The organism is Streptococcus sp. 2100, assembly GCF_013276335.1.
Taxonomy (GTDB): Bacteria; Bacillota; Bacilli; order Lactobacillales; family Streptococcaceae; genus Streptococcus; species Streptococcus pseudopneumoniae.
Window position 1 is genome coordinate 1 of sequence record NZ_VMKV01000054.1, and the last position, 18,057, is coordinate 18,057.

Annotated in this window: 15 protein-coding genes; 12 read left to right on the forward strand and 3 right to left on the reverse strand. The window is 40.5% G+C overall.

All coding sequences use genetic code 11. The features are described from left to right. Window positions 1-150 precede the first annotated feature (150 nt). The 9 genes from rpmB (at window position 151) to HT669_RS07995 (ending at window position 8,780) form a co-directional block, all read left to right on the forward strand. Complete coding sequence (gene rpmB, locus HT669_RS07955; RefSeq protein ID WP_001140948.1) at window positions 151-339, forward strand: 50S ribosomal protein L28; 189 nt, start codon at window positions 151-153, stop codon at window positions 337-339. A gap of 154 nt (window positions 340-493) precedes the next feature. After that, the gene (locus tag HT669_RS07960) at window positions 494-859 is read left to right on the forward strand and encodes an Asp23/Gls24 family envelope stress response protein (RefSeq protein WP_000216436.1); all 366 of its coding nucleotides are present in this window, start codon (window positions 494-496) and stop codon (window positions 857-859) included. Between the two features lie 2 nt (window positions 860-861). After that, entirely contained in the window at window positions 862-2,529 is a 1,668-nt protein-coding gene (locus HT669_RS07965; protein WP_050223458.1) for a DAK2 domain-containing protein, read from the forward strand. A gap of 205 nt (window positions 2,530-2,734) precedes the next feature. Further along, a complete protein-coding gene (locus tag HT669_RS07970; RefSeq protein ID WP_000411733.1) occupies window positions 2,735-4,435 on the forward strand; it encodes an acetolactate synthase large subunit in 1,701 nt (566 codons plus the stop codon). Continuing rightward, window positions 4,428-4,904, forward strand: coding sequence for an acetolactate synthase small subunit (gene ilvN, locus HT669_RS07975; protein ID WP_172922133.1), 477 nt, complete (start codon window positions 4,428-4,430; stop codon window positions 4,902-4,904). The genes HT669_RS07970 and ilvN overlap by 8 nt, the downstream gene beginning before the upstream one ends. A gap of 65 nt (window positions 4,905-4,969) precedes the next feature. After that, a complete protein-coding gene (gene ilvC / locus HT669_RS07980) occupies window positions 4,970-5,992 on the forward strand; it encodes a ketol-acid reductoisomerase (protein ID WP_000290683.1) in 1,023 nt (340 codons plus the stop codon). Window positions 5,993-6,076: 84 nt separating this feature from the next. Continuing rightward, entirely contained in the window at window positions 6,077-6,433 is a 357-nt protein-coding gene (locus HT669_RS07985; RefSeq protein WP_023939147.1) for a hypothetical protein, read from the forward strand. Between the two features lie 50 nt (window positions 6,434-6,483). Continuing rightward, the gene (ilvA, locus tag HT669_RS07990; protein WP_000952969.1) at window positions 6,484-7,734 is read left to right on the forward strand and encodes a threonine ammonia-lyase IlvA; all 1,251 of its coding nucleotides are present in this window, start codon (window positions 6,484-6,486) and stop codon (window positions 7,732-7,734) included. Window positions 7,735-8,564: 830 nt separating this feature from the next. Further along, window positions 8,565-8,780 (forward strand): hypothetical protein, encoded by a 216-nt coding sequence (locus tag HT669_RS07995; protein ID WP_001130036.1) that lies wholly within the window; start codon window positions 8,565-8,567, stop codon window positions 8,778-8,780. Window positions 8,781-8,888: 108 nt separating this feature from the next. Here HT669_RS07995 and HT669_RS08000 read toward each other — a convergent pair whose 3' ends face one another. Both HT669_RS08000 and HT669_RS08005 read right to left on the reverse strand, forming a co-directional pair. Further along, entirely contained in the window at window positions 8,889-9,629 is a 741-nt protein-coding gene (locus HT669_RS08000) for an amino acid ABC transporter ATP-binding protein (RefSeq protein WP_000189488.1), read from the reverse strand. Beyond that, window positions 9,629-11,194, reverse strand: a complete 1,566-nt coding sequence (locus tag HT669_RS08005) for an ABC transporter substrate-binding protein/permease (RefSeq protein ID WP_050223454.1) — start codon at window positions 11,192-11,194, stop codon at window positions 9,629-9,631. The genes HT669_RS08000 and HT669_RS08005 overlap by 1 nt, the downstream gene beginning before the upstream one ends. 137 nt (window positions 11,195-11,331) lie before the next feature. Between HT669_RS08005 and HT669_RS08010 the strand changes: the two genes are divergently transcribed. Continuing rightward, window positions 11,332-13,221, forward strand: a complete 1,890-nt coding sequence (locus tag HT669_RS08010; protein ID WP_050223452.1) for a DUF2207 domain-containing protein — start codon at window positions 11,332-11,334, stop codon at window positions 13,219-13,221. Between the two features lie 60 nt (window positions 13,222-13,281). Next, on the forward strand, window positions 13,282-14,127 hold the full coding sequence (locus tag HT669_RS08015) for an undecaprenyl-diphosphate phosphatase (RefSeq protein WP_050223451.1): 846 nt from the start codon (window positions 13,282-13,284) through the stop codon (window positions 14,125-14,127). Window positions 14,128-14,159: 32 nt separating this feature from the next. Here the strand turns inward: HT669_RS08015 and dinB are convergent, their stop codons facing one another. After that, complete coding sequence (gene dinB, locus HT669_RS08020; RefSeq protein ID WP_050223449.1) at window positions 14,160-15,221, reverse strand: DNA polymerase IV; 1,062 nt, start codon at window positions 15,219-15,221, stop codon at window positions 14,160-14,162. Between the two features lie 238 nt (window positions 15,222-15,459). Here dinB and pflB point away from each other — a divergent pair, with 238 nt between their 5' ends. Continuing rightward, window positions 15,460-17,784, forward strand: a complete 2,325-nt coding sequence (gene pflB / locus HT669_RS08025; RefSeq protein ID WP_000260631.1) for a formate C-acetyltransferase — start codon at window positions 15,460-15,462, stop codon at window positions 17,782-17,784. The last annotated feature ends 273 nt before the right edge of the window (window positions 17,785-18,057 follow it).

Below are 18,057 nucleotides of genomic sequence, written 5' to 3' on the forward strand. Positions count from 1 at the left end.
TCATTATAGAACTTTCAATATCACATTCGAATCACAATAAATAAAAAAATCTTCCAATTCCCTTGCAAAAATGAAGAAAGTGTGATAACATAGTACGGTATGTGGTGCTAGCACATCCGCTATATTAGATCTAATAGGAGGAAAACACAAATGGCTAAAGTATGTTACTTTACAGGTCGTAAGACTGTATCAGGAAACAACCGTTCACACGCGATGAACCAAACAAAACGTGCCGTAAAACCAAACCTTCAAAAAGTTACTGTTCTTATCGATGGTAAACCTAAAAAAGTTTGGGCTTCAGCTCGTGCTTTGAAATCAGGTAAAGTTGAACGCGTTTAATAATAAAAGCAAGGAGACCTCAGGGTCTTTTTCTTTTGTCATAGCGAAAAAATCATTTTAAAAGCAGAGTAAATATCCGCTGATACAGTATTCTGCTTTTACACTTGGGCTGAAATATGATAAAATAGAGTATCAACTAGTTGAGGTAAAAAGGATGACTGTAAAAATTAATACAAAAGATGGTCAAATCGAACTAACAGATGAAGTGATTGCAACCGTCGTAGGTGGAGCAGCAACTGAAATTTTTGGTGTGGTCGGTATGGCTAGTAAAAATGCCCTCAAAGATAATTTTCAAGCCCTTCTAGGTAAGGAAAATTATTCTAAAGGTGTCGTCGTAAAGGCAGCCGAAGATGGCAGCATTGCAGTTGATGTGTATACCGTGTTGAGCTACGGAACAAAGATTAGTGAAGTGTCAAAAAACATTCAAGAGCGTGTTGCCTTTAGCTTGGAAAACCAGCTTGGAATTACTGCTCAGACTGTAAATGTCTACATTCAAAATATCAAAGTTGTAGGAGAATAACCGTGTCAAAAATTACTACTAGCTTATTTCAAGAAATGGTGCAGGCTGCATCAACTCGCTTGAATAAGCAAGCTGAATATGTCAATTCATTAAATGTCTTCCCCGTTCCAGATGGAGATACTGGAACAAACATGGGAATGACCATTGAAAATGGTGCTAAAGAAGTTGCAGACAAGCCAGCTTCTACAGTTGGCGAGGTAGCGAGCATTCTTGCTAAAGGGCTTTTGATGGGTGCGCGTGGGAACTCAGGTGTTATTACCTCTCAGCTTTTCCGTGGATTTTCACAAGCCATCAAGGATAAAGACGAGTTAACAGGTCAAGACTTGGCTCTTGCTTTCCAATCAGGTGTAGAAGTTGCCTATAAGGCAGTGATGAAACCAGTTGAGGGAACGATTTTGACAGTTTCTCGTGGGGCTGCTATCGGTGCTAAGAAAAAAGCTGAGCAAACAGATGACGCTGTTGAAGTCATGCGCGCAGCTTTAGAAGGTGCTAAAACAGCTCTAGCTAAAACACCAGACATGCTTCCAGTCTTGAAGGAAGTTGGCGTTGTGGACTCAGGTGGTCAAGGATTGGTCTTCATCTACGAAGGTTTCCTTTCAGCTCTTACTGGCGAATATATTGCATCTGAGGACTTTGTAGCCACTCCTGCCAACATGAGTGAGATGATCAATGCGGAGCACCACAAGTCTGTAGCTGGTCACGTAGCGACTGAGGACATTACCTTTGGTTACTGTACTGAAATCATGGTAGCTCTTAAGCAAGGTCCAACCTATACCAAAGATTTTGATTACGACGAGTTCCGTAACTACTTGAATGAACTTGGGGATTCTCTCCTTGTTGTCAATGATGATGAAATTGTCAAAGTCCATGTCCATACAGAAGATCCAGGACTTGTCATGCAAGAAGGTCTCAAATATGGTAGCTTGGTCAAGGTAAAAGTTGACAATATGCGTAACCAACACGAAGCACAGGTTGAAAAAGAAGCTGCCCAAGTTAGCAAACCAGCTGAAGAAAAAGAGTATGCTTTGATTGCTGTCGTTTCTGGTAAAGGTCTAGCAGATATCTTCCGTTCTCAAGGAGTGGATTATGTTATCGAAGGCGGTCAAACCATGAACCCTTCAACAGAAGACTTTATCAAGGCTGTTGAACAGGTCAACGCTCGTAACATTATCTTCCTGCCAAACAACAAGAACATCTTCATGGCAGCTCAATCTGCAGCAGAAGTTTTGGAACAACCAGCAGTAGTGGTAGAGGCTCGTACTCTTCCTCAAGGTTTAACAAGTCTTCTTGCCTTTGATCCAAGCAAGTCCATTGAAGAAAACCAAGAGCGTATGACTGCAGCTCTTAGCGATGTCGTTAGTGGAAGCGTCACAACAGCTGTGCGTGATACAACCATTGATGGCTTAGAAATCCATGAAAACGATAATCTTGGTATGGTGGATGGGAAAATCCTCGTGTCAAACCCTGACATGCACCAAACCTTGGCAGAAACTTTGAAACATATGTTGGATGAAGACAGTGAAATCGTAACCTTCTATGTCGGTGAAGACGGAAGCGAAGAACTTGCCAATGAAATCGCTCAAGAAATCGCAGAAGAATTTGAGGATCTTGAAGTTGAAATCCACCAAGGTCAACAACCTGTTTACCCCTATCTATTTAGTGTGGAATAAGAGCCGATTAATGAAGGACTGAGAAATCAGTTCTTTTTTCTTTTTCAGTAAATGAAAACGGTATCTTTTTAATAAAAACAAAAATAACATTCATAAATAAACGTTAAAATAGAAAATTCAGAAAATTTCTTCTTTTCTCTTGAAAATTTTTTAAAAAATGGTATGATAGTAACAAGTTATTTTTAAGAGGAAAGAAAGGGGAACAATGGAGAAAATCAGTTTAGAATCTCCTAAGACGGGTTCGGACCTAGTTTTGGAAACACTTCGTGATTTAGGAATTGATACCATCTTTGGTTATCCTGGTGGTGCAGTCTTGCCTTTTTATGATGCGATATATAATTTTAAAGGTATTCACCACATTCTAGGACGCCATGAGCAAGGTTGTCTGCATGAAGCTGAAGGTTATGCTAAATCAACTGGAAAGTTGGGTGTTGCCGTCGTTACTAGCGGACCGGGAGCAACAAATGCCATTACAGGGATTGCGGATGCCATGAGCGATAGTGTTCCCCTTTTGGTCTTTACAGGTCAGGTAGGGCGAGCAGGGATTGGGAAGGATGCCTTTCAGGAGGCAGACATCGTGGGAATTACCATGCCAATCACTAAGTACAATTACCAAGTTCGTGAGACAGCTGATATTCCGCGCATCATTACGGAAGCTGTCCATATCGCAACTACAGGTCGACCAGGGCCAGTCGTCATTGACCTACCTAAAGACGTATCTGCTTTAGAAACAGACTTCATCTATTCACCAGAAGTGAACCTACCAAGCTATCAGCCGACTCTTGAGCCAAATGATATGCAAATCAAGAAAATCTTGAAGCAATTGTCCAAGGCTAAAAAGCCAGTCTTGTTAGCTGGTGGTGGAATTAGTTATGCTGAGGCTGCGGCAGAATTAAATGAATTTGCAGAACGCTATCAAATTCCAGTCGTAACAACTCTCTTAGGTCAAGGAACAATTGCAACGACTCACCCACTCTTCCTTGGAATGGGGGGGATGCACGGTTCTTTCGCAGCGAATATTGCCATGACAGAGACGGACTTTATGATTAGTATTGGCTCTCGTTTTGATGACCGTTTGACAGGAAATCCAAAGACTTTTGCTAAGAATTCTAAGGTTGCCCATATTGATATTGACCCAGCCGAGATTGGCAAGATTATCAGTGCAGATATTCCTGTAGTTGGAGATGCTAAGAAAGCCTTGCAAATGTTGCTAGCAGAACCGACAGTTCATAACAATACTGAGAAATGGATTGAGAAAGTTACTAAAGACAAGAACCGTGTTCGTTCTTATGATAAGAAAGAGCGTGTGGTTCAACCGCAAGCAGTTATTGAACGCATTGGTGAATTGACGAATGGAGATGCCATTGTGGTAACAGATGTTGGTCAACACCAAATGTGGACAGCCCAGTATTATCCCTACCAAAATGAACGTCAGTTAGTGACTTCAGGTGGTTTAGGAACCATGGGATTCGGAATTCCAGCAGCAATCGGGGCTAAAATTGCTAACCCAGATAAGGAAGTAGTCTTGTTTGTTGGGGATGGTGGTTTCCAAATGACCAACCAGGAGTTGGCTATTTTGAATATTTACAAAGTGCCAATCAAGGTGGTTATGCTGAACAATCATTCACTTGGAATGGTTCGCCAGTGGCAGGAATCCTTCTATGAAGGAAGAACATCAGAGTCGGTCTTTGATACCCTTCCTGATTTCCAATTGATGGCGCAGGCTTATGGTATTAAAAACTATAAGTTTGACAATCCTGAGACCTTGGCTCAAGACCTTGAAGTCATCACTGAGCATGTTCCTATGCTAATTGAGGTAGATATTTCTCGTAAGGAACAGGTGTTACCAATGGTACCGGCTGGTAAGAGTAATCATGAGATGTTGGGGGTGAAGTTCCATGCGTAGAATGTTAACAGCAAAACTACAAAATCGTTCAGGAGTCCTCAATCGCTTTACAGGTGTCTTATCTCGTCGTCAGGTTAATATTGAAAGCATCTCTGTTGGAGTAACAGAAGATCCGAATGTATCGCGTATCACCATTATTATTGATGTTGCTTCTCATGATGAAGTGGAGCAAATTATCAAGCAACTCAATCGTCAGATTGATGTGATTCGCATTCGTGATATTACAGACAAGCCTCATTTGGAGCGCGAGGTGATTTTGGTTAAGATGTCAGCGCCAGCTGAGAAGCGAGCTGAGATTCTAGCGATTATTCAACCTTTCCGTGCAACAGTGGTAGACGTAGCGCCAAGCTCGATTACCATTCAGATGACAGGAAATGCTGAAAAGAGTGAAGCTCTATTACGAGTCATTCGACCATACGGTATTCGCAATATTGCTCGAACGGGTGCAACTGGATTTACCCGTGACTAAAAATCCAACTTAAATTTGTTAAACCAGCCTAAAAGGCAATAAATGATAGAAAAGAGAGAAAAACTATGGCAGTTCAAATGGAATACGAAAAAGATGTTAAAGTAGCAGCACTTGACGGTAAAAAAATCGCCGTTATCGGTTATGGTTCACAAGGACATGCGCATGCTCAAAACTTGCGTGACTCAGGTCGCGATGTCATCATCGGTGTACGTCCAGGTAAATCTTTTGACAAAGCAAAAGAAGATGGATTTGACACTTACACAGTAGCAGAAGCAACTAAATTGGCTGATGTTATCATGATTTTGGCACCAGACGAAATCCAACAAGAATTGTACGAAGCGGAAATCGCTCCAAACTTGGAAGCTGGGAATGCAGTTGGATTTGCTCATGGTTTCAACATTCACTTCGAATTTATCAAAGTTCCTGCGGATGTAGATGTCTTTATGTGTGCTCCTAAAGGACCAGGGCACTTGGTACGCCGTACTTACGAAGAAGGATTTGGTGTACCAGCTCTTTACGCAGTATACCAAGATGCAACAGGAAATGCGAAAAACATTGCTATGGACTGGTGTAAAGGTGTTGGAGCAGCTCGTGTAGGTCTTCTTGAAACAACATACAAAGAAGAAACTGAAGAAGATTTGTTTGGTGAACAAGCTGTACTTTGTGGTGGTTTGACTGCCCTTATCGAAGCAGGTTTCGAAGTCTTGACAGAAGCAGGTTACGCTCCAGAATTGGCTTACTTTGAAGTTCTTCACGAAATGAAATTGATCGTTGACTTGATCTATGAAGGTGGATTCAAGAAAATGCGTCAATCTATTTCAAACACTGCTGAATACGGTGACTATGTATCAGGTCCACGTGTGATTACTGAGCAAGTTAAAGAAAATATGAAAGCTGTCTTGGCAGACATCCAAAATGGTAAATTTGCAAATGACTTTGTAAATGACTATAAAGCTGGACGTCCAAAATTGACTGCTTACCGTGAACAAGCAGCTAACCTTGAAATTGAAAAAGTTGGTGCAGAATTGCGTAAAGCAATGCCTTTCGTTGGTAAAAACGACGATGATGCATTCAAAATCTATAACTAATTAGAAAGCAAAGAATTTTGCTTAAAATAGTAGCTTCAGCTATTCGTGGGATATTAGATATACTTATTTAGGGGTTGAAATCATATGAATATTACCAATTTGTTTTCTATCAAGACAGGATGTGATGAGACTGATAGGCAACTGCAAAAATTATTTTTTCAGTTGGATTTACAATTGGGAGAATTGACAGATCAACTAAGAAAATTAGATTCTAATTTTGTTCCTCGTAGTCAATTTGTAGACACGCTGGATTTGAATGATGTAGAATATAAAGAAGTTTTAAACTATTTTATCTTCCATCGTAATGATAGTGAAGAAAGTTTGGCAGAATGGTTATATGATTGGATTTCCACAAATCGTTATGAACTTCCTAAAGAGTTTTCAATTCGTATGGCTCATAAATATCATGAAAGTGTTGCTGAAGTTTTTGGAGATGAATAACTAAAAAAACAGTCATTAGTGACTGTTTTTTATAGAAAAAGAGGTTTTATATGTTAAGTTCAAAAGATATTATCAAGGCTCATAAGGTCTTGAATGGTGTGGTTGTGAATACCCCACTGGATTACGACCATTATTTATCGGAGAAGTATGGTGCTAAGATTTATTTGAAAAAAGAAAATGCCCAGCGTGTTCGTTCCTTTAAAATTCGTGGTGCCTATTATGCTATTTCTCAGCTCAGCAAGGAAGAACGTGAGCGTGGGGTAGTCTGTGCTTCTGCGGGAAATCATGCGCAGGGAGTTGCCTATACTTGTAATGAGATGAAAATTCCTGCTACTATTTTTATGCCCATTACCACTCCGCAACAAAAGATTGGTCAGGTTCGCTTTTTTGGTGGGGATTTTGTAACCATTAAACTAGTTGGAGATACCTTTGATGCCTCAGCCAAAGCAGCTCAAGAATTTACAGTCTCTGAAAATCGTACCTTTATTGCTCCCTTTGATGATACTCATGTCCAAGCGGGTCAAGGAACAGTTGCTTATGAGATTTTAGAAGAAGCTCGAAAAGAATCGATTGACTTTGATGCTGTCTTGGTCCCTGTTGGTGGTGGCGGTCTCATTGCCGGGGTTTCTACCTATATCAAGGAAACAAGTCCAGAAATTGAAGTCATTGGGGTAGAGGCTAATGGAGCGCGTTCCATGAAAGCTGCTTTTGAAGCTGGTGGACCTGTTAAACTCAAAGAAATTGACAAATTTGCGGATGGGATTGCTGTGCAAAAGGTAGGACAGTTGACCTATGAAGCAACGCGTCAACATGTTCAAACTTTGGTAGGTGTCGATGAGGGATTGATTTCTGAAACTTTGATTGACCTCTACTCTAAGCAAGGGATTGTTGCAGAACCTGCTGGAGCAGCTAGTATCGCCTCTTTAGAGGTTTTAGCTGAATATATCAAGGGGAAAACCATTTGTTGTATCATTTCTGGAGGGAATAATGATATCAACCGTATGCCAGAAATGGAAGAGCGTGCCTTGATTTATGATGGGATCAAACATTACTTTGTGGTCAATTTCCCACAGCGTCCAGGAGCTTTGCGTGAGTTTGTAAATGATATCTTGGGGCCAAATGATGATATCACCCGTTTTGAGTATATCAAGCGAGCTAGTAAGGGAACAGGTCCAGTATTGATTGGGATCGCTTTGGCAGATAAGCATGATTATGCAGGCTTAATTCGTCGAATGGAAGGTTTTGATCCAGCTTATATTAACTTAAATGGGAATGAAACGCTCTATAATATGCTTGTCTGAGGACTAATAAAAAAATATCATATTATTTGCACAACTAATGTATAGGTGTTATAATGATAGTGAAGAAAGGGGGCGATTCCTATGGTTTTAGGAAGCTTATCGTGCTATTTCTACTACAACTCACTATAACACCTATTATTTTCGATTCTGTTTATATTAAGGCGGCAGAATTACTTACTATATATAAGGAAATTTTTTGAAATCCCCAATTGTATATATCCCTAATTTGAGATTTCTCTAAATATAATAGGAATCAAAAAAAATAATCAATGTTTGTGAGATGACTGCTAGGTGAGTTGGTCGAAAAAACTCGTGAGATAGACAATAGTGCTAGACATGCAATAGCTAGTGATACTGATTTTAAATGACTAGCTGGAAAGTGGGTATGTAATCAGAAGATGCAAGATTGTACAAAGTAAGTAGTACCGGTTGTGAAATGGATAAGATATAGATAAGGACAGGAAAGGAACCAAAGAAGGAGAAAGAAAACGGAATGATTTAGAGATAGTGAGGAGTGAAAGACTATCTTTAGTGGGCTTGTTGATTTAAAAGGAATAGATAGAATGAAATAGTAAATCCTGTCTATCCTATTAAGAAACTGGTATTCAGCATACGTGAATATTTTTACAAATTTAAAGTTTAATAATGCAATTGTTTTTTAGGAGCATACTGATGGGTTATAGTAAGCGGAAAACTATATATTATCGGCTTTAAAAAGGAAGTAAGAAGATTCTGGGTCATTTATTTTATTGAATATATGTTTTTTTATTGACAAAAGTAGTAAAAACGTATACAATTAAGTATTGTAAAGAAGAAAATAGGAGAAAAACATGGCTAAGTCAAACTTTGAAAAAGTAGAATCAGTTGTTGGCTGGGTTCGTGATAAGAAAATCACAGGCTACCGTATCTCTAAGGAAACGAATGCGCGTGAAATGTCTATCATTGCTCTGGCGCAGGGTCGTGCAAAAGTAAAAAATATTTCATTTGAAACAGCCCTAGGCCTAATTGATTTCTATGAAAAAAATCATGAAAAATTTGAAGATTAATCTTTGGATAACGGCGGATTCTTGACCCTCAAGTAGTAGAGATAGAGAATCTGCCTTTTCATTTTGAGGACAGCAAAAAGACTGCACGGTTGAGGCAGCCTTTTCTTTTTATTTGAGATAGCGTTGAAGGAATTCTTTTGTACGGTCTTCTTTAGGATTGGTGAAGAGATCTTCTGGTTTGCCTTCTTCAGCAATCACACCCTTATCCATAAAGATAACACGGTGAGAGACATCACGGGCGAATTCCATTTCGTGGGTTACGACAATCATGGTCAAGCCTTCCTGAGCCAGATCTTGCATGATTTTGAGGACTTCTCCAACCATTTCTGGATCGAGAGCTGATGTTGGTTCATCAAAGAGAATAGCGTCCGGATTCATGGAGAGGGCACGAGCGATGGCCACACGTTGTTTTTGACCCCCTGAGAGTTGTCTTGGCTTCGCTTGCCAGTAGCGTTCTCCCATGCCGACTTTTTCTAGGTTTTCTTTGGCAGTCTTTTCAGCTTCTGTGCGTTCGCGTTTAAGGACAGTTGTCTGAGCGACAATTGTGTTTTCAAGCACGTTGAGATTTTCAAAGAGGTTAAAGGATTGGAACACCATCCCCAACTTTTCACGGTATTGCGTGAGGTCATAGCCTTTTTCGAGGACATTTTGTCCATGATAAAGGATTTGTCCATCAGTTGGTGTTTCAAGTAGGTTGATGGAGCGTAGGAAGGTCGATTTCCCGCTTCCAGAGCTTCCGATGATAGAGATGACCTCTCCCTTGTGGACAGTCAGAGAAATGTCTTTTAGCACTTCGTTTTGTCCATAGGATTTTTTGAGGTGTTTAATTTCAAGGATTGCTTGTGTCATTATTTCAAATCCTCCGTTTGCATTTGGTTAGCACCTGTAGTATAGGTATCCATGTCCATTCGGCGTTCGATGAAGCGTAGGATACGTGTTACGGTGAAGGTGAGGACAAAGTAAATCACGGCGATGATTGTAAATGTCTGGAAGTATTGATAGGTTTGAGTTGCCACGGTATTTCCTGAGAAATAAAGTTCGACAACAGAGATAACGTTCAATACAGATGTATCTTTGATATTGATGACAAATTCATTACCAGTTGCTGGTAGGATATTGCGGACAACCTGAGGTAGGACAATCTTACGCATGGTTTGGTTATGAGTCATACCGAGTGCAGTTGCGGCTTCAAATTGTCCCTTGTCAACTGCCAGGATACCACCACGGACGATTTCAGTCATGTAGGCACCGGTATTGATTGAAACGATGAAGATAGCAGCTAGTGTACGGTCAAGGTTGATACCGAAAGCTTGGGCAGTTCCATAGTAGATAACCATCGATTGAACGATCATTGGCGTACCACGGAAAATTTCAATGTAGACATTGAGGATCCAGCCAACTAATTTTTGTAGGCTATAAATGGCTTTATTTTCAGATAGAGGAGCAGTACGGAAAACACCAATGGCAAGACCGATAATGAGACCTGTGATGGTTCCGACGATAGAGATTAAAAGAGTGATACCAGCACCACGCAAGAGTTGTTGCCAGTTTTCAGAAAGAATTTTAGCAACTTGGCTAAAGAAACTACTGCTAGTCTCTTCAGTTGTTGTAGCTTCGGCAGGTTGTTCCTTGATCATACGATCCATCAAGGCAACTTGGTCGTCTTTTGAAATGGTTTCAATGCTGGCATTGATTTGGCTAATACGATTGTCATCTTTACGAAGTCCAATGGCGATAGCTGTATCTTCTTCCCCAGTTTTGAAACCTGGTTCTACTTGGACCATCTTGAACTTAGAGTTTGCAGCTTCGGCAGTCAGAGCTTCTGGGCGTTCAGAAACATAGGCATCGATGACACCAGCCTCAAGAGCTTGGCGCATTTGAGCGAAGTCTCCCATGGCTGTTTCTTTTTTAGCACCTGGGATTTGTGAAATCAAGTCATAAAGGTAAACACCTTGTTGAGAAGTGATTTTCGCACCATTAAAGTCATTCAAAGATTTAGCATTTGCGTAGGCAGAATCTTTTTTGATAAGCAAAACTGGTTCGCTAGTGTAGTAACTGCTTGAAAAGGCAATTTCTTGTTTACGCTCGGCAGTAGGACTCATACCTGCGATAATCATGTCAATCTTACCAGAAGTAAGGGCAGGGACTAGACCTTCCCACTTGGTTTTAACAACCAAAGGTTCTTTACCTAAGTCCTTAGCGATTTTCTTGGCGATTTGAACATCGTATCCGTTGGCATACTGGTTGGTTCCATCGATTTTGACAGCTCCATTGCTATCATCATCCTGGGTCCAGTTAAAGGGGGCATATGCTGCTTCCATCCCGATGCGTAAATATTCATCGGCTTGAGCAACATTGACAAGTCCTAGCATCAGCAAGAGACTTGTGAAAATAGATAAGTATATTTTTCTCATGATTTCTCCTATTCTAATCTATTAAAAAATAACTGTCTCCTATTTTATCGAAAAATGCGTAATTTTTCAACATAAGTAAGCCTTTACTTACGAAAAAATGCTATAATGATAAGAAAGATAAAAAGGGGGCTTAGTTGATGAAAAAAACTTTTTTCTTACTGGTCTTAGGCTTGTTTTGCCTTCTGCCACTTTCTGTTTTCGCCATTGATTTTAAGATAAACTCTTATCAAGGGGATTTGTATATTCATGCAGATAATACGGCAGAGTTTAGACAGAAGATAGTTTATCAGTTTGAGGAGGACTTTAAGGGCCAAATCGTGGGACTTGGACGTGCTGGCAAGATGCCTAGTGGATTTGACATTGATCCTCACCCAAAGGTTCAGGCTACGAAAAACGGTGCAGAACTGACAGATGTGACTAGTGAAGTGATAGAAGGAGCAGATGGTTATACTGTCAAAGTTTACAATCCAGGTCAGGAAGGTGACACAGTTGAAGTTGACCTTGTCTGGAATTTAAAGAACTTGCTTTTCCTTTATGATGATATCGCTGAATTAAATTGGCAACCTTTAACAGATAGTTCAGGGGCTATTGGAAAGTTTGAATTTCATGTAAGGGGAGATAAGGGGTCTGAAAAACTCTTTTTCCATACAGGGAAACTTTTTAGAGAGGGAATGGTTGAAAAGAGTAACCTTGATTATACTATTCGTTTAGACGATCTTCCACCTAAGCGTGGAGTTGAATTGCATGCCTACTGGCCTCGGACCGATTTTGCTAATGCTAGGGATCAGGGTTTGAAAGGAAATCATTTAGAAGAATTTAATAAGGTAGAAGACTCGATTGTTAAAGAAAAAGAGCAAAGTAAACAACTCCTTACTTGGGTCTTCCCTTCGATACTTTCTATCTCCTTGTTATTGAGTGTCTGCTTCTATTTTATCTATAGAAGAAAGACCACTCCTTCGGTCAAATATGCCAAAAATCATCGTCTCTATGAACCACCAATGGAATTAGAGCCTATGGTTTTATCAGAGGCTGTCTACTCGACCTCCTTGGAGGAAGTGAGTCCCTTGGTCAAGGGGGCTGGCAAATTCACCTTTGACCAACTTATTCAAGCTACCTTGCTAGATGTGATAGACCGTGGAAATGTCTCTATCATTTCAGAAGGAGATGCAGTTGGCTTGAGGATAGTAAAAGAAGATGGTTTGTCAAGCTTTGAGAAAGACTGTCTAAATCTGGCTTTTTCAGGCAAAAAAGAAGAAACTCTTTCCAATTTGTTTGCGGATTACAAGGTATCTGATAGTCTTTATCGTAGATCAAAAGTCTCTGATGAAAAACGGATTCAAGCAAAGGGGCGTCAACTCAAATCTTCTTTTGAAGAAGTATTGAACCAGATGCAAGAAGGAGTGAGAAATCGAGTTACCTTCTGGGGGCTTCCAGATTACTATCGTCCTTTAACTGGTGGGGAAAAGGCTTTGCAAGTGGGTATGGGGGTCTTGACTATCCTGCCCCTATTTATCGGATTTGGTTTGTTCTTGTACAGTTTGGATGTTTATGGCTATCTTTACTTCCTCTTGCCAATACTTGGTTTTCTAGGTTTGGTTTTGGCTGTTTTCTATTATTGGAAACTTCGACTAGATAACCGTGATGGTGTCCTAAATGAGGCAGGAGCAGAGGTCTACTATCTCTGGACCAGTTTTGAAAATATGTTGCGTGAGATTGCACGATTGGATCAGGCAGAGTTGGAAAGTATTGTAGTCTGGAATCGCCTCTTGGTCTATGCGACCTTATTTGGCTATGCGGACAAGGTTAGTCATTTGATGAAGGTTCATCAGATTCAAGTTGAAAATCCAGATATCAATCTATATGTAGCTTATGGTTGGCATAGTATGTTTTATCATTCAAGCGCGCAAATGAGCCAATATGCCAGTGTCGCAAATACAGCAAGTACCTACTCTGTATCTTCTGGAAGTGGAAGTTCTGGCGGTGGCTTCTCTGGCGGTGGAGGCGGTGGCAGTATCGGCGCCTTTTAAAGAGAGCTATCACTGGCTGAAAAAATATGCTATAATGGAAGATAGAAAAAGGAGTAGTCTATGTATCTTATTGAAATTTTAAAATCTATCTTCTTCGGGATTGTTGAAGGAATTACGGAATGGTTGCCGATTTCCAGTACAGGTCACTTGATTTTAGCAGAGGAATTTATCCAATACCAAAATCAAAGTGAAGCCTTTATGTCCATGTTTAATGTTGTGATTCAACTTGGTGCTATTTTAGCGGTTATGGTGATTTACTTTAACAAGCTCAATCCTTTCAAACCGACTAAGGACAAACAGGAAGTTCGTAAGACTTGGAGACTATGGTTGAAGGTCTTGATTGCGACCTTGCCTTTGCTTGGCGTCTTTAAATTTGATGATTGGTTTGACACCCACTTCCATAACATGGTTTCAGTTGCCCTCATGTTGATTATCTACGGGATTGCCTTTATCTATTTGGAAAAGCGCAATAAAGCGCGTGCTATCGAGCCAAGTGTAACAGAGTTGGACAAGCTTCCTTATACGACAGCCTTTTATATCGGTCTCTTCCAAGTTCTTGCCCTTTTACCAGGGACAAGCCGTTCTGGAGCTACAATCGTCGGTGGTTTGTTAAATGGAACCAGTCGTTCAGTTGTGACAGAATTTACCTTCTATCTAGGGATTCCTGTTATGTTTGGAGCTAGTGCCTTAAAGATTTTCAAATTTTTGAAAGCAGGACAGCTCTTGAGCTTTGGACAATTGTTCTTGCTCTTGGTTGCGATGGGAGTAGCTTTTGCGGTCAGCATGGTGGCTATTCGTTTCTTGACAAGTTATGTGAAAAAACACGACTTTACCCTTTTCGGTAAATACCGTATCGTGCTTGGTAGTGTCTTGCTACTTTATAGCTTTGTCCGTTTATTTGTATAAGAAAAACCTTGAAGGGGCAACTCTTCAAGGTTTTAAAATCCAGTCAGGGTAATCCCCAACAGGCGGACCCCTCTTTCTTTCTCGCTTAACTCTTCATAGAGTTGCAGGGCTATTTGGCTTATCTGACTAGCGTCCTGTGTTTTTTGAGCCAGACTTTTTCGTTTAGTGAGAGTTGAAAAGTCCTCGTAGCGGATTTTCAAAATGACAATTTTTCCAGCTTTTTCTTGCTGATTGAGATTGAGAGCGACTCTTTTTGATAGGAGAGTCAGCTCTTTTTTGATGTCTTCCTCGGCACGGAGAATCTTCCCATAGGTTTTCTCCTTACCGATTGATTTACGGATGCGATTTGATTTAACTGGGGAATTGTGAATACCACGAGCCTTTCGATAAAGGTCATAGCCCAGTCTGCCAAAGCGGTCTATTAGGGTCACTTCAGGAACTTCAAGTAGATCAGCGCCAGTAAAAATCTCCATTTGATGAAGACGTTCGACTGTCTTCTTTCCTACTCCATGAAATTTGGAAATATCCATTTGTTTGAGAAAATCCTCAGCCTGGTCAGGTAGAATCACTGTCAAACCATGTGGTTTTTGATAATCGCTAGCCATCTTGGCTAAGAATTTGTTGTAGGAAACACCTGCGGAAGCAGTTAGATGGAGTTCTTGCCAGATATCTTTTTGAATGAGGCGAGCAATTTTGACAGCTGACTTGATACCGAGTTTATTTTCTGTTACATCCAAATAGGCTTCGTCAATACTCATAGGTTCAATCAAATCTGTATAGCGCTTAAAGATAGCTCGAATCTGGAGTCCCACAGATTTGTATTTCTCATAATTTCCTGAGATAAAGATGGCCTGGGGACAACGCTCATAGGCTTCCTTAGAGCTCATGGCTGAATGGATACCAAAAGCTCGTGCCTCATAGCTACAGGTAGAAACGACTCCCCGCCCACCTGTTTGCCGAGGGTCACTGCCGATAATGACAGGTTTTCCTCTGAGTTTAGGATTATCTCTGATTTCCACCGCAGCAAAAAAGGCATCCATGTCAATATGGATGATTTTTCTTGACAAATCATTTAACAAAGGAAAAATCAACATGCCTAGCCCCCTTTTTACCGCTTATTTTCTTTTATTATACCCTTTTTTCTGAAAAAAAGAAAAAAGGACTTTATTTTTTCAAAAATATAATACAGTTTGAAATAAAATATAGACTGTTTTAGAAAAGAAAGTGTAAAAATAGGGATTTTCCACTTGTTGAAATCGGTTACTGTATGGTATACTTGTCTCATGAATGTAACAGATGGTTGTTACTAGAAAGAAAAAAGAGGACATTAACATGGTTGTTAAAACAGTTGTTGAAGCACAAGATATTTTTGACAAAGCTTGGGAAGGCTTCAAAGGCGTAGATTGGAAAGAAAAAGCAAGTGTATCACGCTTCGTACAAGCTAACTACACACCTTACGATGGAGACGAAAGCTTCCTTGCAGGACCAACAGAACGTTCACTTCACATCAAAAAAATTGTAGAAGAAACGAAGGCTCACTACGAAGAAACTCGTTTCCCAATGGACACTCGTCCAACATCTATCGCTGATATCCCAGCAGGATTTATCGATAAAGAAAATGAAGTTATCTTCGGTATCCAAAACGATGAACTCTTCAAATTGAACTTCATGCCAAAAGGTGGTATCCGTATGGCTGAAACAACTTTGAAAGAAAATGGATACGAACCAGATCCAGCTGTTCACGAAATCTTTACTAAATACGTAACAACAGTTAACGACGGTATCTTCCGTGCCTACACTTCAAACATTCGTCGCGCACGTCACGCACACACTGTAACTGGTCTTCCAGATGCATACTCACGCGGACGTATCATCGGTGTTTACGCACGTCTTGCTCTTTACGGTGCAGACTACTTGATGCAAGAAAAAGTAAACGACTGGAATGCAATCGAAGAAATTGATGAAGAAACAATCCGTCTTCGTGAAGAAATCAACCTTCAATACCAAGCATTGCAACAAGTTGTTCGCTTGGGTGACCTTTACGGAGTTGATGTTCGCAAACCAGCGATGAACGTTAAAGAAGCGATCCAATGGGTTAACATCGCCTTCATGTCTGTCTGCCGTGTTATCAACGGTGCTGCTACATCTCTAGGACGTGTACCAATCGTTTTGGACATCTTTGCAGAACGTGACCTTGCTCGTGGTACATTTACTGAATCAGAAATCCAAGAATTCGTTGATGATTTCGTTATGAAACTTCGTACAGTTAAATTTGCTCGGACAAAAGCTTACGACCAATTGTACTCAGGTGACCCAACTTTCATCACAACTTCTATGGCTGGTATGGGTAACGACGGTCGTCACCGTGTTACTAAGATGGACTACCGTTTCTTGAACACTCTTGACAACATCGGTAACTCTCCAGAACCAAACTTGACAGTTCTTTGGACTGATAAATTGCCATACAACTTCCGCCGCTACTGTATGCACATGAGCCACAAACACTCTTCTATCCAATACGAAGGTGTAACAACAATGGCTAAAGACGGATATGGTGAAATGAGTTGTATCTCATGCTGTGTGTCTCCACTTGACCCAGAAAATGAAGAACAACGCCACAACATCCAGTACTTCGGTGCGCGTGTAAACGTATTGAAAGCCCTTCTTACTGGTTTGAACGGTGGTTACGACGATGTTCACAAAGACTACAAAGTATTTGACATCGAACCAATCCGTGACGAAGTTCTTGAATTTGAATCAGTTAAAGCTAACTTTGAAAAATCTCTTGACTGGTTGACTGACACTTACGTAGATGCCTTGAACATCATTCACTACATGACTGATAAATACAACTACGAAGCTGTTCAAATGGCCTTCTTGCCAACTAAACAACGTGCCAACATGGGATTCGGTATCTGTGGATTTGCCAACACTGTTGACACATTGTCAGCTATTAAGTACGCTACAGTTAAACCAATCCGTGACGAAAATGGCTATATCTACGATTACGAAACAATCGGTGAATACCCACGTTGGGGTGAAGATGACCCACGTTCAAACGAATTGGCAGAATGGTTGATCGAAGCTTACACTACTCGTCTACGTAGCCACAAACTTTACAAAGACGCAGAAGCTACTGTATCACTTTTGACAATCACATCTAACGTTGCTTACTCTAAACAAACTGGTAACTCACCAGTCCACAAAGGTGTATACCTCAACGAAGATGGTTCTGTGAACTTGTCTAAACTTGAATTCTTCTCACCAGGTGCTAACCCATCTAACAAAGCTAAAGGTGGATGGTTGCAAAACTTGAATTCACTTTCTAGCCTTGACTTTAGTTATGCAGCTGATGGTATCTCATTGACTACACAAGTATCACCTCGCGCTCTTGGTAAGACTCGTGACGAACAAGTTGATAACTTGGTAACAATCCTTGATGGTTACTTCGAAAACGGTGGACAACACGTTAACTTGAACGTTATGGACTTGAACGATGTTTACGAAAAGATTATGTCAGGTGAAGACGTTATCGTACGTATCTCTGGATACTGTGTAAACACTAAATACCTCACTCCAGAACAAAAAACTGAATTGACACAACGTGTCTTCCACGAAGTTCTTTCAATGGATGATGCCTTGGATGCATTGAGCTAATCAAGTTCTTGAATAATGAAAAGGAACCCTCGGTCAGTCGACTGAGGGTTTTGTGCTTGGGGATAGTGTGAGCAATTCCTTCGGCGCAATATGCAATGTTTTTGGAAAGGAATAGTGGACCGAATCTGAAATAGCCCGCGGAAACGTTTCAAACAGTGCTAGAAATTGACTGGAATTCAAAGATACTTGTTGAGTTGGGGGGATTTGAAAATAATCCTCAATGAAAATCAAAGAGCAAACTAGGAAGCTATCCTCAGGTTGCTCAAAACACTG